This window comes from Sphingomonas bacterium, from assembly GCF_903644135.1.
Classification (GTDB): Bacteria; Pseudomonadota; Alphaproteobacteria; order Sphingomonadales; family Sphingomonadaceae; genus Sphingomonas.
The window spans coordinates 16,701-29,664 of the sequence record NZ_CAHJXA010000004.1; the positions used below are offsets into that span (position 1 = coordinate 16,701).

Consider the following 12,964-nt stretch of genomic DNA (forward strand, 5'->3'; position numbering starts at 1 on the left):
GTCATTCCGCCGGTTCCAGCGCATCCGCGCTCAACTGCCCGTCGGCCTCGGTCACTTCGGAGAACATCTTGGTGATGTCGCCTGAGGTTACCGGTCGGCGCGCCTCGCCGGGCGCGAGCGGGGCGGGTCCGCCGAACGACACGGGCGCGGTATCGACATGGGTCGCCAGCTTGCGCAGCGCGCCTGCGGTGCAGTTCTCGCGTCCCCCCATCATCCCGAACGCGTCGAACTGATAGAGCCGCAAGGCGTTCAGGTGGGTCACCTTGTCGATGACGGGATCGCTCAGGACCGACACGGATTGCAGCAGCAATTCCGCCGACTCGGGCCAAACGCTGTCCGAGTGCGGATAGTCACATTCGTAGGAGACGTTGTCCTCGCCGATTGCGTCGATGTTCTTCAGCCCGAATACGTCGTCGATGAAACAGGTCATGAAATGATCGCGGAAGACCTCGCTCGGCTTTTGCTTGCCGAAGTCCGAATAGGTCCAGGCGCGATGATGCTCGTACGTGAAATCGGCGCGTTCCAGAAAATACGGGATCCACCCGATGCCGCCTTCGGACAACGCGATCTTCAGCGGATAACGCTGGATCGCCTTCAGCCACAGCCAGTCGGCCGCCGAGTTGACGATCGAGATCGGCATGGTGACGATCCATGCGTCGATCGGCGAATCCATCGACGCGTGCGGCGCGGCGGCGCCCGAGCCGATATGGATATTGATGACTATGTTGTGATCGGCGCATGCCTTCCACAGCGGCTCCCAATGGTCGCTGTGAATACTCGGCTGGCCGCGCAACGCCGGGTTGTCGCTGAACGAGATTGCATGGCACCCCTTTGCGGCGACGCGCTCGATCTCCGCGACGGTCGCCTTGATATCCCAATAGGGGATGATCGCATTCGGGATGTTGCGGCCCGGATACGAGCCGCACCATTCGTCGATATGCCAGTCGTTATAGGCGCGGAGCAGGGTGAGCGCGTTGTCCCTGTTCTCGAACTTGTGGAACAACGACCCGTCGAAGGTGACGACGCTCGGAAAGTTCAGCGAGGCGAGGATACCGTTCGCGTTCATGTCCTCGATACGCGCGTGGATGTCCCAGGCGCCCTTGCGCATCTGGTCGAACGAGATCGGCTCGCAGCCATATTCCTCCCGCATCCGGCCGACCACCGCGTTCAACCCGATATTGCCCGCGCGGCGACCCTCGAACAGCCAGAAGTCGGCACCCTTGTCATCCTTGCGGATTTGCGGCTTGATCGCCTGATGCTGCGCCGACAGATGCTGGTCGAACATGGTCGGCGGCTCGACGATATGATCGTCTACGCTCGCGATAATCAGATCCTCGGCCTTCATCCTGCGTCTCCTTCACTTTGATCCTGTCTGCGTCCGATGTCGGACTAACGAGAGAACAAATCAACCCGGTTATACAACTGATCGAACAATCAGCGTGGAGCCATGCGGATGGCGCCGTCGAGGCGGATCGCCTGGCCGTTGAAATATCCGTTTCGCACCGTTTCCAGCACCAGGCTGGCGAACTCGTCCGGATGGCCCAGCCGTTTGGGAAACGGCACCGATGCGGCAAGTCCTTCGAGGACCTTCTCCGGCACGCCCAGCATCGGCGGGGTCGCCATGATACCGGGCAGGACGGTGTTGATGCGGATGCCCTCGCTGGACAGGTCGCGCGCGATGGTCAGCGTCATGCCGACGATCCCGGCTTTCGATGCCGAGTAGGCGGCCTGGCCGATCTGCCCGTCCTGCGCGGCGACCGAGGCGGTGTTGGCGATGACCCCGCGCTCGCCGTCATCGAGCGGCTCGAGCGTCATCATCCCCGCGGCGGCGATGGTAATGCAGCGGAACGTGCCGATCAGGTTGAGTCCGACCGTGAAGGTGAAGTCGTCCATGCTGTGGCGCAGGATGTCGCCGGTGTCGCGTTTGCGGGCCACGGTCTTGCCACCGCGCGCGCCGCCGGCGCAATTGACTAGGATACGCTCCTGTCCATGCGCGGCGCGGGCGTGCGCGAAGCCGGCCAGCGTGGCCGCCTCGTCAGTGACGTCGACGCGGGCGAACGCGCCCCCGAGTACGGCGGCGGCTGCTTCGCCCTTCGCCACGTCGAGATCGAAGATCGTCACGCGAGCGCCCGCCGCCGCCAGCGCAGTCGCCGTCGCGTAGCCCAGCCCCGATGCGCCGCCGGTGACGATGGCGGCGGTTTTCGTGTCGATCTTCATGCCAGTTCCTCGATGACGGCGGGCGAATTATAAGCGGCGGGAACGGGGTGCGCGCCGCGTGCTTCGATCAAGTCGATGTTCACGTCCGGCGGCAGCCCGAGCACCGCCAGCAACGCTTCGGCCATCGACCGCGGATCAGCCGCCGTACCGGTAAACGCGGCGTGACCCGATCGCCGTATCGTCGCGAAGAAGCGCTCCGCCGTCGCCGGGTCCCAACCGATATGTCCTGTCGTGCCCGCCACCGAGCCGGACCGCAACACGGTCACGCGGATACCGTCGTCGCGCAGTTCGTCGCGCAGGCCCGCCGCCAGAGTTTCGATTCCGGCCTTGGTTGCGGCATAGACGGTCAGGAGCGGAAACGGCATTCGCACTGATTCGCTCGATACGAACACGATCTGCCCCTTGCTCCGCCGCAGCAGCGGGATCGCCGTGCGCGTGCAACGGATCGGCCCCAGCAGGTTGACCGCAACGTGCGCCTCGACCTCATCGTCGCTTGCTTCTTCGAGGAGAAACGGCCGGAAGATTGCCGCATTGTTGATGAGGATGTCGAGCTGGCCGAAACGTTCGATCACCGCCGCAATGGCGCGATCCACCGAGTCGGACGACGTGACATCGCAAGGCAGGGCTAGCACCTGGTCCTTATACGTCGCCGCAAACGCGTAGAGTTCGTCCGACGTCCGCGCCAGACACCCGACCCGGGCTCCGGCGGCGGCCAGCGCTTCGACGAAATGGCGACCAAGCCCGCGTGAACCACCGGTGACGACCGCCACCTTGCCGCGCAGTATGCCCATCGCCGACGCCACTATCAGGCGGTCGTTGCCAGCCGACGCGTCGGTGCCGAGGCTGTCAACAAGCCCGCGAGGCGATCCTGCACGATCGCTTCGGCATCGCCCGTGATCCGGTCGATGAGTTCGGCGACAGTCGGGATATCGTGGATCAGGCCCTGGATCTGCCCCGCCCAGAACACGCCTGCCGCCATATCTCCTTCCTCCAGCACCCGGCGACCCTGTACGCCGGCGACGAGATGCGCGACATCCTTGAACGTCGCGTCGGGTTGGGCGAGCAGGCGGACGACTTCATCCGACACCGCGCTGCGGCCGACCCGCGCGGTATTGTGGAGCTTGCGAAAGATTAGGTTGGTGCCCCGCTCGTCATTGTCGAGATACGCTTGCTTGACGTTGGCATGGATCGGCGCCTCCTGCGTGGCGCAGAAGCGTGTGCCCATGTTGATCCCGTCCGCCCCGAGCGCGAGCGCCGCCACGAGGCCGCGTCCGTCGCCGAAGCCACCGCTGGCGAGCATCGGAATCTTCACCTTGTCGGCGGCGGCGGGAATGAGGATCAGGCCGGGAATATCGTCCTCGCCCGGATGTCCCGCGCACTCGAAGCCGTCGATCGAGATGGCGTCGACACCCTTGCGCTCGGCCGACAGCGCGTGGCGAACCGCCGTGCATTTATGGATGATCCGGACGCCTGCCGCCTTGAACATCTCCCACAATTCAGCGACGGCGGCGGTCCCCGCGGTCTCCACCACCGGTATGCCGGCATCGATGATCGCTTGGGCGTAAGCCTTGTAGTCGGGGGAATTCATCGTTGGGAAGACCGTCATGTTAACGCCGAACGGCCTGGCGGTCATGCTTCGGCAGCGCTCGATCTCTTCCGACAGCGCGAGCGGGCTGGGCTGTGTCAGCGCAGTCAGGACGCCGAGTGCGCCGGCGTTGGAGACCGCACTGGCCAGTTCTGCACGGCCGACGCCCTGCATGCCGCCCTGCACGATCGGATGTTCGATCTCCAGCAATTGGGTGATCCGAGTGCGGAATGCCATCATGTCCCTCGAAGCAGTAGCCGATACCCGATACACCTAGTAATCTATGTCGTCCATATGATTAAGACCGGGATCAGTCATGCATGCGCGTGGCGCGGTGGATCGCCGCTGCCGCCGCAGTTGACAGGCCCATGTTGAGACATTCCTGATCGAGCACGGCCTCGAAATTCGTATCCTCCGCCATGTTGAGGTTGGCTTTCATGTAACGCCAGGCCATGCGTGGACCGTCGGCGAGCCGTTGCGCTGCGGTCATCGTCAAGCCCCGTAGATCGGCGCTCGCGAACAGCTTTGTGTAAATACCTCGGGCATGCGCCTCGGCCGCGCCGATCTTTTCTCCGAGGAAGAACAGTTCACGCGCGGCGGCGGTGCCCAGGATCCGCGTCCAGAACCAGGTGGACCCGAAGTCGCCCGATGCGCCGATGCGGTCGAACGCGGTCAGAAAGGTCGCCGTCTCGCTGGCGAAACGCAGGTCGCAGGCCCCCGCGATGCCGATGCCCGCGCCAGCGACGGGTCCGTTGACCATCGCGATCGTCGGCTTTGGCATTTCGTGCAACAGCCGTGACGCCTCGACGAAGCCGCGCAGTTCGGCAAAGCCCTGTTCAACGCGGCTGCCGCGTTCCGCGTCGACGGTCATCGGCGTGCGATCGCCCTTCAGGTCGCCGCCCGAACAGAAGCCGCGACCCGCGCCGGTCACCACGACGCATCCCGCCGCCGGGTCGCGCGCCGCTTCCGCCACGGCATCGGCGAATGCCGCCATCATCGACGGGACCAGCGCGTTGAGCCGGTCGGGGCGATTGAGCGTTATGATCCGCACACCGGCGTCCTGCTCCACCAGAATTTCCGCTTCGTCCATGCCGCATCCTTCTTGCCAAGCCTGCCCACATCGCTAACTACGTGGCAATCCGGCCGGAGGGCAAGACGTGCAGTGGGAAACGATCCTCGTCGAGCAGGCGGATCACGTGGCGACGGTCACGATCAACCGGCCGTCTGCGATGAACAGCTTCGACAAGGCGATGATCGCCGAGTTCGCGACGCTCTGGCGCATCTTCGCCGAGGATGACGCGGTTCATGCGGTGGTGCTGCGGGCGGCGCCCGGTCGCGCCTTCTCGACCGGCATAGACGTCAAGGCGGTGGTCCAACCGGGCGGCGCGATCCTGCACGACAATGTCTGGACCGCCGAAGACCCGGGCGGGGCGCTCGGGCCGAAATCCAGTCGCTGTTGGAAGCCCGTGGTATGCGCGGTGCACGGCATGGCGGCGGGCGGAGCCTTCTATTGGCTCAACGAGGCCGACATCCTGATCTGCTCGGAGGATGCGAGTTTCTTCGATCCGCACGTGACGTACGGCCTGACCGCGGCACTGGAACCGATCGGCGCGACCTATCGGATGCCGCTCGGCGACGTCCTCCGCATGGCGTTGCTCGGGAATGACGAGCGCATCTCGGCGGCGACCGCGTTGCGCGTCGGGCTCGTGACGGAGGTGCTGCCGCTCGATGCGTTATGGGCCCGCGCCGACGAACTCGCGCGGATCATCGCCGCCAAGCCACCCGCCGCGATCCAGGGAACGGTGCGCGCGATCTGGGAGTCGCTTGACCTGACACGTTCGACCGCGCTGAAGCTAGGGTATCGCTATTGCCAGGTCGGGAACCCCGTCGGCGAGGTGCAGTTCGATCCTGCGACGCTTGCCGGCGGAAGGCGCTACACGACACGGTAAGTCGCACCTGCTATCCGTCCATCCGACGAAAATGCGGAATCCAGACGTCCTCCGCCTGAACAAAGCCCACCTGCACGCGCTGCCCGATCGCGACATCCGCCGCGTCGGCATCGTCGAGCCGCGCGGTGAGCCGCACGCCGGGTTGTCCGTCCAGGTCGACCACGACCAGCGTATAGGGGACAGTCAGGTCGGGCAGCCAGCGCTGATGGTTGGTCGTGAAGCTGTGGACCGTCCCCGATCCCCGCGCCGCGCGCGGCGTGACGCGGCGCGACAGGCATTTGGGGCAAATCAGCTCGGGCGGATGGATCGCATGGTCGCAGGCATCGCAATGCGCGATCATCAGTTCGCCGCGCGCGCCGCTCGTCCAGAAGGCGGTGTTCTCCGGCGTCAGCTCCGGGAGCAACGGGTCGCTCATAGCGCCTCGATGATCGTCACGTTCGCCAGCCCGCCCCCCTCGCACATCGTCTGCAGCCCGTAGCGACCGCCGCGTGCGCGCAACGCATGGACCAAGGTCGCCATCAGCTTGGTGCCGCTCGCGCCGAGCGGGTGCCCGAGCGCGATCGCGCCGCCGTTGACGTTGAGCCGGGCGTGATCGGCACCTACGTGCCGCAGCCAGGCGAGCGGGATCGGTGCGAACGCTTCGTTCACCTCGTACAGGTCGATCTCGTCGATCGACAGCCCGGATTTCCTGAGCGCCTTGTCCGTCGCGAACAGCGGCTCCTCCAGCATCACCACCGGGTCGCCGCCGGTGACGGTCAGATCGACGATGCGGGCGAGCGGGGTCAGGCCGTGCGCCTTGAGCGCGCGCTCGGAGACGACCAGCACCGCCGACGCCCCGTCGCAGATCTGACTGGCGTTGCCGGCGGTAATGACTCCGCCCTCCACCAGCGTGCGCAGCGAAGCGATCGATTCGGCGGTCGCATCGAACCGAATCCCTTCGTCGCGGTCGTGCACCGCCGGCGTTCCGTCGGGCAGCGTGACCGCGACCGGCGCGAGTTCTCCGGCGAATGCGCCCCGCATGGTCGCGTCGGAGGCGCGGCGATGGCTTTCGAGCGCATACGCATCGAGATCGTCGCGAGTGAAGCCGTATTTGCGAGCGATCATTTCCGCGCCCGCGAACTGGCTGAAGCCGTCGACTCCGAACCGCTTGAAGACCGAGTCACTATGCGATCGCACCCCCTGCTCCGCAAGCGCGGGCGACCCCATCGGCACGCGGCTCATGCTCTCCACCCCAGCTGCGACCACCACGTCCTGCGTACCCGACATCACGGCCTGTGCGGCGAACTGCACCGCCTGTTGTGAAGAGCCGCACTGCCGGTCGATCGTAACCGCCGGCACGCTTTGGGGCAGGCGCGAGGCAAGCACCGCGTTGCGACCGATATGATTGGACTGTTCCCCCGCCTGGCTGACGCACCCCATGATGACATCTTCGATCGCCGCCGGATCGATGCCGCTGCGGTCGACGATCGCATCGAGCGCGACCGCGCCGAGATCGTTGGCATGAACACCCGCCAGCCGACCGTTGCGGCGGCCCCCGGCGGTGCGGACGGCGTCTACGATATAGGCATGAGCCATAAGGGAACTCCGACTGTTAGAGCGACTGGCCGTCATCGACGGTGATCGAGGTGCCCGTGACACCGCGCGCGGAATCAGAACAGAGGAACAGCAATGCCGCGTCGAGGTCGCTGGCTTCCAATAGCCTGCGGCGATGGAATCTGGCGATCTGTGCCGCGCCCTGCGGCGTATCGAACCATTCCTGGTTGATCTCGGTACGGATATAGCCCGGCGCGATCATGTTGACATTGATCCCCTGGCGTATCCAGTCACGCGCCAGCACCTTGCCCATCTGCGCCACGCCCGCCTTGGTGGCGCTGTACGGCGCGAGCCCGACATCGACCTTGAATGCGGTAATCGAGGTGATCAGCACGATCCGCCCATGCTGACGCTCGCGACTGCCGGCGGCGATCAGCCGTCGTGCGCCCTCGCGCGCGGTGAGGAAGGGGCCCCGCACGTTGACGGCCATCAGCCGGTCGAAGTCCGCAACGCTGACGTCGACCGCAGCCGCCTCGATGTTCATTCCGGCGTTGGCGACGATCGTGTCGACCGTTCCGAACGCGGCTTCGGCAGCGTCATACGCCGCGATCGTCGAGGCTTCGTCGGCGACGTCCATCTCTACCGCGATCGCTGCGCCGCCCTCGGCTTCGATTGCGGCGCATTGCGATGCCAGACGATCGGCGCGACGCGCAGCAAGCACGACCTTCGCGCCCGCTGCGGCCAGCGTCTGCGCGAAACGCGCGCCCAGCCCGGACGACGCGCCGGTAACGAGGGCTACGCGTCCGGTCAGGTCAGGCCCGAAATCTGTCACCCGCACTTACTGACCGACATGAACCGCCTTTTAACATATATGACCTAGTGGGGTAAGTAAGGCGCGGGAGCCGATCTCGTCAAGCCGACGTCTCTGTCTACCGTTGCGCTCCGATCCGATGCTGCTAACGTTCAGGACGATGACGACAGCACAGGACGTCCCGTCGAACGGATACGGTGACACACCCGATAAGAGCGGCATCGATTACGCGAGCCTGCTCGGCGCAGCCGTCACCGGCGATGGCGTGCTCGACGCGGCCGCACGGTGCTTGGCGCGCAAGGGGCTCGATGCAACATCGCTCGACGAAGTCGCGGTCGAGGCGGGTGTCTCGCGCACGACGCTTTACCGCCGCTTCGGCAACCGCGAGGCACTGTTCCGCACGCTGATCGTCCAGCGCGCGCAGCCGTTTCGCGTCTGGTCGGAGAGCGTGCTGCTCGGCACCGGGTCGCCGGCGGAGCGGATCGAACGGGTACTGACCGCGGCGATCCTGCAGATCCAGCGCATCGGCTGGCTCGATGCTTCGCTGTCGGCGGGAATGTCGGCCTTCGGGATGCGCGTATTCAAGTCGGCGCACGCGATGCTTGCCCGGCAGACGATGGAGCGCCTGCTCGACTCGCTGCTCGACGCGCGCGCGCGCGATGCCGGCGTGACCGTTGCCGAACTGCTCGACTGGCTGGCGGAACAGATGATCCTGCTCGCGTCCGCACCTGGCTGGGACGAGGCGGTGCTGCGCCACCGGCTCCACTATTTCGTGATTTCCGTCATCGCGCCCGAATCGGTCGGCGACACCGCAACCCTTGCACGCTTGTCGGCGATCGAGGCGCGGCTCGACCAATTGATCGATCTGACGGGAAACAACACCTAGACAGCGTACAGATATTTGATACAAAGTAACGGTCATGTTTCAGGCGCGACGACAGCGTCGAGGTGAGGTGCTGGATGGTCGCGATATCGGTCACGCTTCGGGAAGGCACCACGCAGCGCATCGCTGCCACGCCCGGAATGTCGGTGATGGAGGCTATTCGCGAAACCGGTATAGATGAGCTGCTGGCCTTGTGCGGCGGGTGTTGTAGCTGTGCGACCTGCCATGTGGTCGTTGCCGACGCTTGGATCGAGCGGGTCGGCTCGCCCGGCCCCGATGAAGACGACCTGCTCGAAAGCTCGTCTCACCGTACGCCCACGTCGCGGCTGTCATGCCAGATCGGCATCACCCCCGCGCTCGACGGGCTCGAGATCACGATCGTCGCGGAAGACTGAAACGGCCGCCAGGAAGAGAGTCATGCAAGAAACCATAGCGTCCGTTCCGATGCTGGCCCCCGTTCCAGCACATGTGCCACCCGAAATGGTCAAGCCGTTCGATTTCGCCGCCGCGCCGGGGATGGAGAAATGTCCCTTCGCGACGGTGCACCGGCTGCACGACGAGCAGCGCATCTTCTGGAACCCGGCGGACCTGCGCTTCGGCGGCACCTGGGTCCCGACGCGCGCGGAGGACATCCGGTTCGTGCTGAACCGGCCCGACCTGTTCTCCAACAAGGGGGAAGCGGGCTTTTCGGCGCTCATGGGTGAGCAATGGGACCTGATCCCGCTGGAACTCGACCCGCCGCAACATGGCAAGTTCCGCAGCCTGCTCAACCCGTTGCTGTCGCCGCCGGCCGTCGCGAAGCTGACACCGCGCATCGAGGAGCGCTGCGCCGCGTTGATCGACAGGGTGCGGGGTGACGGCACATGCGAGTTCATGGCCGCCTTCGGACGCGCGTTCCCGATCGGCGTTTTCATGGAATTGATGGGCTTGCCTGAAGATCTGTACGACACCTTCATCGGTTGGGAGTTCGAGCTGCTGCACTCGTACGATTTCGCGCGCATGGGCGCGGCGGCGGTTGCGATCCGCGACTTCCTGCGCGACCTGGCCGAACAGCGTCGTGCGCAGCCGACCGGCGATCTGACGAGCATCGTCGTCCATGCGGAAGTCGACGGCCGCAAGCTGAGCGACGACGAGGTCAAGGGCATCCTCTATCTGCTGTTCGTCGGTGGGCTCGATACGGTGGCGTCATCGCTCGGCTTCTTCTTCCGCCACCTGGCGACCGATCTCGACCAGCAGCGGATGCTGCGGGCTCATCCCGACCGGATCGACAAGGCGATCGAGGAACTGCTGCGGCGCTTCTCGGTGGTCACGACCTGGCGGCAGTGCAAGATGGACGTCGAGCTTGCCGGTGCCCAAATGAAGGCGGGCGACTGGGTGACGTGCAACGACTCGCTTGGCAGCCTCGACCCAACGGAGTTCGCCGATCCGATGGAGGTCGACCTCGATCGCCGGAACGTGCGCCATCTCGCTTTCTCGTTCGGGCCGCATTTCTGCATGGGCTCGCATCTCGCGCGTCGGGAACTGTCGGTGGCGTTACACGCATGGTTGACCGGCATGCCCGAATGGCGGCTGAAACCGGATACCCCAGTCGTCGTGCACGGCGGACTGTTCGGCGTGGAGCATCTCGAACTCGAATGGGCCGCATGATGGCTTCGAGGTCCTGCTCCGCGCTCTATATCGACGGCGAATGGGTCGATACGGTCGAGCGCGAAACCATCATCAATCCGGCGACCGAAGCGGCGATCGGCGAAGCGCCGGTCGGCGGCCCGGCCGATGTCGGGCACGCCATCGCAGCCGCTCGCCGAGCCTTCGACACCGGACCGTGGCCGAGCATGCCGGTCGAGCGGCGGCAGGCGATGCTGTCCGCGTTCCTGGACGCGATCGACGCGCGCGCGGACGAGATCGTCGCGCTGATCGTCGCGGAAGCGGGATCGACGCAGATGATGGCGCGCATGCTCCATTACGGCGTTCCGATGCAGCACGCGCGGCACATGGTCGCGCTCGCGTCGCGCCCGGCGGTCACGCCCTTGCCGGTTGAAACGACCCCCAACATGGCGGGCGGGCTGACGCTCGGCGCGGGGGTGATGGTGCGCGACCCGGTCGGCGTAGTGGCGGCGATCACCGCGTACAACTTCCCGTTCTTCCTGAACCTCGCCAAGATCATTCCGGCGCTCGCGGTCGGCTGCACGGTCGTGCTGAAACCCTCGCCCTATACCCCGATGGAAGCACTGATCCTCGGTGAGATCGCGGATACGGCGGGCCTCCCCAAGGGCGTGCTCAACATCGTCACCGGGGGCAAGGACGTCGGTGAGGCGCTGACCAGCGACCCGCGGGTCGACCTCGTCAGCTTTACCGGGTCCGACGCGGTGGGAGCGGCAATCCAGGCGCAGGCGGCGCCGACGCTTAAGCGCGTGCTGCTCGAACTGGGTGGCAAGTCGGCGATGATCGTGCGCGCCGATGCCGACCTGACCGAGGCTGCCGCGAACGGGCTAGGCGGCTTCACGATCCACGCGGGGCAGGGCTGCGCGCTGCTGACGCGGCATATCGTCCACAATTCGGTCCGGGGGGATTACGTTTCGCGGCTCAAGGCGATGGCGGCGTACATCAAGGTCGGTGATCCGGCCGATCCGAGCGTCACGATGGGACCGCTGATCCGCGATGTCGCGCGGACCCGGACCGAACGCTACGTCGAAGTGGCGCTGAGCGAGGGCGCGACGCTCGTTACCGGCGGCGGGCGCCCCGGGGGACTCGACAAGGGGTTCTTCTTTCAGCCGACGCTGTTCGACGACGTCCACAACAGCCATCGCATTGCGCGCGAGGAAGTGTTCGGGCCTGTCGGCGTGGTGATCGGCTATGACGACGACGACGAGGCGATCGCGCTCGCCAACGACAGCGACTTCGGTTTGTCGGGCGGCATCTTCTCCACCGACGTAGGTCGCGCCTACGAAATGGCGCTGCGGATGCGGACGGGCGGGGTGCAGATAAACGGAGGTGGCGGCCGCATGTCGAGCCACGCCCCGTTCGGCGGGGTCAAGCGCTCGGGCTATGGCCGCGAATATGGCGTCGAGGGGTTGAACGAGTTCACCACGATCAAGACGGTCAGCTTTCGCGGCGGCTGACCGCCGCCGGTCTATACCCGCTCGATGATGATCGCCGGTGCCATGCCGCCAGCCGCGCACATCGTGACGAGCCCGCGATTCAGATCGCGGCGTTCGAGCTCGTCGAGGATCGTGCCGATCAGGATCGCACCCGTCGCGCCAATCGGATGGCCTAGCGCGATCGATCCGCCGTTGACGTTAACCTTGTCGCGGTCAAGACCGAGATCGCGGATAAACTTTTCCGCCACCACCGCGAACGCTTCGTTGATCTCCCACAGGTCGATATCGTCCACCGTCAGCCCGGCCTTGGCGAGCACCTTGCGCGCCGCTGGCACCGGCGCGTTGAGCATCAATGTGGGGTCGTCGCCGACATTGGCGATCGCGAGGACGCGCGCGCGGGGCTTCAGCCCATGCGCCTCGGCATAGGCCGGGGAGGCGAGCAGTACCGCCGCCGCGCCATCGACCACACCCGAGGAATTGCCCGCGTGGTGGAAATGCTCGATCGTAAGGTGGGGGAACTTGCGGTTGATCTGTTTGCGATAGGTCGCGCCGGTATCGTCGATCGGATAGTCCGCGAGCGCGGCAAATGCGGGCTTCAGCCCGGCCAGTCCTTCGGCGGTCGTCTCGGGCCGCGGATACTCGTCGTGGTCCAGCACGATAGCGCCGCCATCGTCGGTGACGGGCACGATCGATTTATCGAAGCGGCCCTCGTCTATCGCGATCTTGGCACGACGCTGGCTCTCCAGGCCGAAGGCGTCGAGTTCAGCGCGGCCGATTCCCTCGAGCGAGGCGATCGCGTCGCCGCATACGCCCTGATGCGACTGCGGGTGCATGACGTCGAGCCGCGGGTTGCCCGAGCCGATGCCGTAGAGCGGCTTTCCGTCCGCC

14 protein-coding genes are annotated in these 12,964 nt (G+C 65.7%); 5 read left to right on the forward strand and 9 right to left on the reverse strand.

Features of this window, described 5'->3' with window-relative positions; all coding sequences use genetic code 11:
* Window position 1: 1 nt before the first annotated feature.
* From HUU96_RS00710 to HUU96_RS00730, 5 genes are all read right to left on the reverse strand, one after another.
* A complete protein-coding gene (locus tag HUU96_RS00710) occupies window positions 2–1,345 on the reverse strand; it encodes an amidohydrolase family protein (RefSeq protein WP_174290948.1) in 1,344 nt (447 codons plus the stop codon).
* 89 nt (window positions 1,346–1,434) lie between these two features.
* Window positions 1,435–2,217, reverse strand: a complete 783-nt coding sequence (locus HUU96_RS00715; RefSeq protein WP_174290949.1) for an SDR family NAD(P)-dependent oxidoreductase — start codon at window positions 2,215–2,217, stop codon at window positions 1,435–1,437.
* On the reverse strand, window positions 2,214–3,008 hold the full coding sequence (locus HUU96_RS00720; RefSeq protein ID WP_174290950.1) for an SDR family oxidoreductase: 795 nt from the start codon (window positions 3,006–3,008) through the stop codon (window positions 2,214–2,216). Before HUU96_RS00720 ends, HUU96_RS00715 begins: the two co-directional genes overlap by 4 nt.
* A 14-nt stretch (window positions 3,009–3,022) precedes the next feature.
* Window positions 3,023–4,039 (reverse strand): NAD(P)H-dependent flavin oxidoreductase, encoded by a 1,017-nt coding sequence (locus HUU96_RS00725; protein WP_174290951.1) that lies wholly within the window; start codon window positions 4,037–4,039, stop codon window positions 3,023–3,025.
* Window positions 4,040–4,112: 73 nt separating this feature from the next.
* Window positions 4,113–4,892 carry an enoyl-CoA hydratase-related protein gene (locus tag HUU96_RS00730; RefSeq protein WP_174290952.1) on the reverse strand — a complete coding sequence of 260 codons (780 nt, stop codon included), beginning with the start codon at window positions 4,890–4,892 and terminating at the stop codon, window positions 4,113–4,115.
* 67 nt (window positions 4,893–4,959) lie between these two features.
* Here HUU96_RS00730 and HUU96_RS00735 point away from each other — a divergent pair, with 67 nt between their 5' ends.
* Window positions 4,960–5,751, forward strand: coding sequence for an enoyl-CoA hydratase/isomerase family protein (locus tag HUU96_RS00735; RefSeq protein WP_174290953.1), 792 nt, complete (start codon window positions 4,960–4,962; stop codon window positions 5,749–5,751).
* A gap of 10 nt (window positions 5,752–5,761) precedes the next feature.
* Here HUU96_RS00735 and HUU96_RS00740 read toward each other — a convergent pair whose 3' ends face one another.
* From HUU96_RS00740 to HUU96_RS00750, 3 genes are read right to left on the reverse strand one after another with little or no spacing between them, the layout of a single operon-like run.
* Window positions 5,762–6,166, reverse strand: a complete 405-nt coding sequence (locus HUU96_RS00740; RefSeq protein ID WP_174290954.1) for a Zn-ribbon domain-containing OB-fold protein — start codon at window positions 6,164–6,166, stop codon at window positions 5,762–5,764.
* A complete protein-coding gene (locus HUU96_RS00745) occupies window positions 6,163–7,326 on the reverse strand; it encodes an acetyl-CoA C-acetyltransferase (RefSeq protein WP_174290955.1) in 1,164 nt (387 codons plus the stop codon). The genes HUU96_RS00740 and HUU96_RS00745 overlap by 4 nt, the downstream gene beginning before the upstream one ends.
* A 16-nt stretch (window positions 7,327–7,342) precedes the next feature.
* Entirely contained in the window at window positions 7,343–8,116 is a 774-nt protein-coding gene (locus tag HUU96_RS00750; protein WP_174290956.1) for an SDR family NAD(P)-dependent oxidoreductase, read from the reverse strand.
* 139 nt (window positions 8,117–8,255) lie between these two features.
* Here HUU96_RS00750 and HUU96_RS00755 point away from each other — a divergent pair, with 139 nt between their 5' ends.
* The 4 genes from HUU96_RS00755 (at window position 8,256) to HUU96_RS00770 (ending at window position 12,097) form a co-directional block, all read left to right on the forward strand.
* Window positions 8,256–8,981: a TetR/AcrR family transcriptional regulator gene (locus HUU96_RS00755; protein ID WP_174290957.1), complete on the forward strand. Its 726-nt coding sequence runs from the start codon at window positions 8,256–8,258 to the stop codon at window positions 8,979–8,981.
* Window positions 8,982–9,055: 74 nt separating this feature from the next.
* Window positions 9,056–9,373 (forward strand): 2Fe-2S iron-sulfur cluster-binding protein, encoded by a 318-nt coding sequence (locus HUU96_RS00760; protein ID WP_174290958.1) that lies wholly within the window; start codon window positions 9,056–9,058, stop codon window positions 9,371–9,373.
* 49 nt (window positions 9,374–9,422) lie between these two features.
* The gene (locus HUU96_RS00765; protein WP_174290959.1) at window positions 9,423–10,625 is read left to right on the forward strand and encodes a cytochrome P450; all 1,203 of its coding nucleotides are present in this window, start codon (window positions 9,423–9,425) and stop codon (window positions 10,623–10,625) included.
* Window positions 10,625–12,097 (forward strand): aldehyde dehydrogenase family protein, encoded by a 1,473-nt coding sequence (locus HUU96_RS00770; protein ID WP_254604821.1) that lies wholly within the window; start codon window positions 10,625–10,627, stop codon window positions 12,095–12,097. The genes HUU96_RS00765 and HUU96_RS00770 overlap by 1 nt, the downstream gene beginning before the upstream one ends.
* 11 nt (window positions 12,098–12,108) lie before the next feature.
* Here HUU96_RS00770 and HUU96_RS00775 read toward each other — a convergent pair.
* Window positions 12,109–12,964: acetyl-CoA C-acyltransferase (locus HUU96_RS00775; protein WP_174290961.1), on the reverse strand; the 856-nt coding region annotated here is incomplete at its 5' end.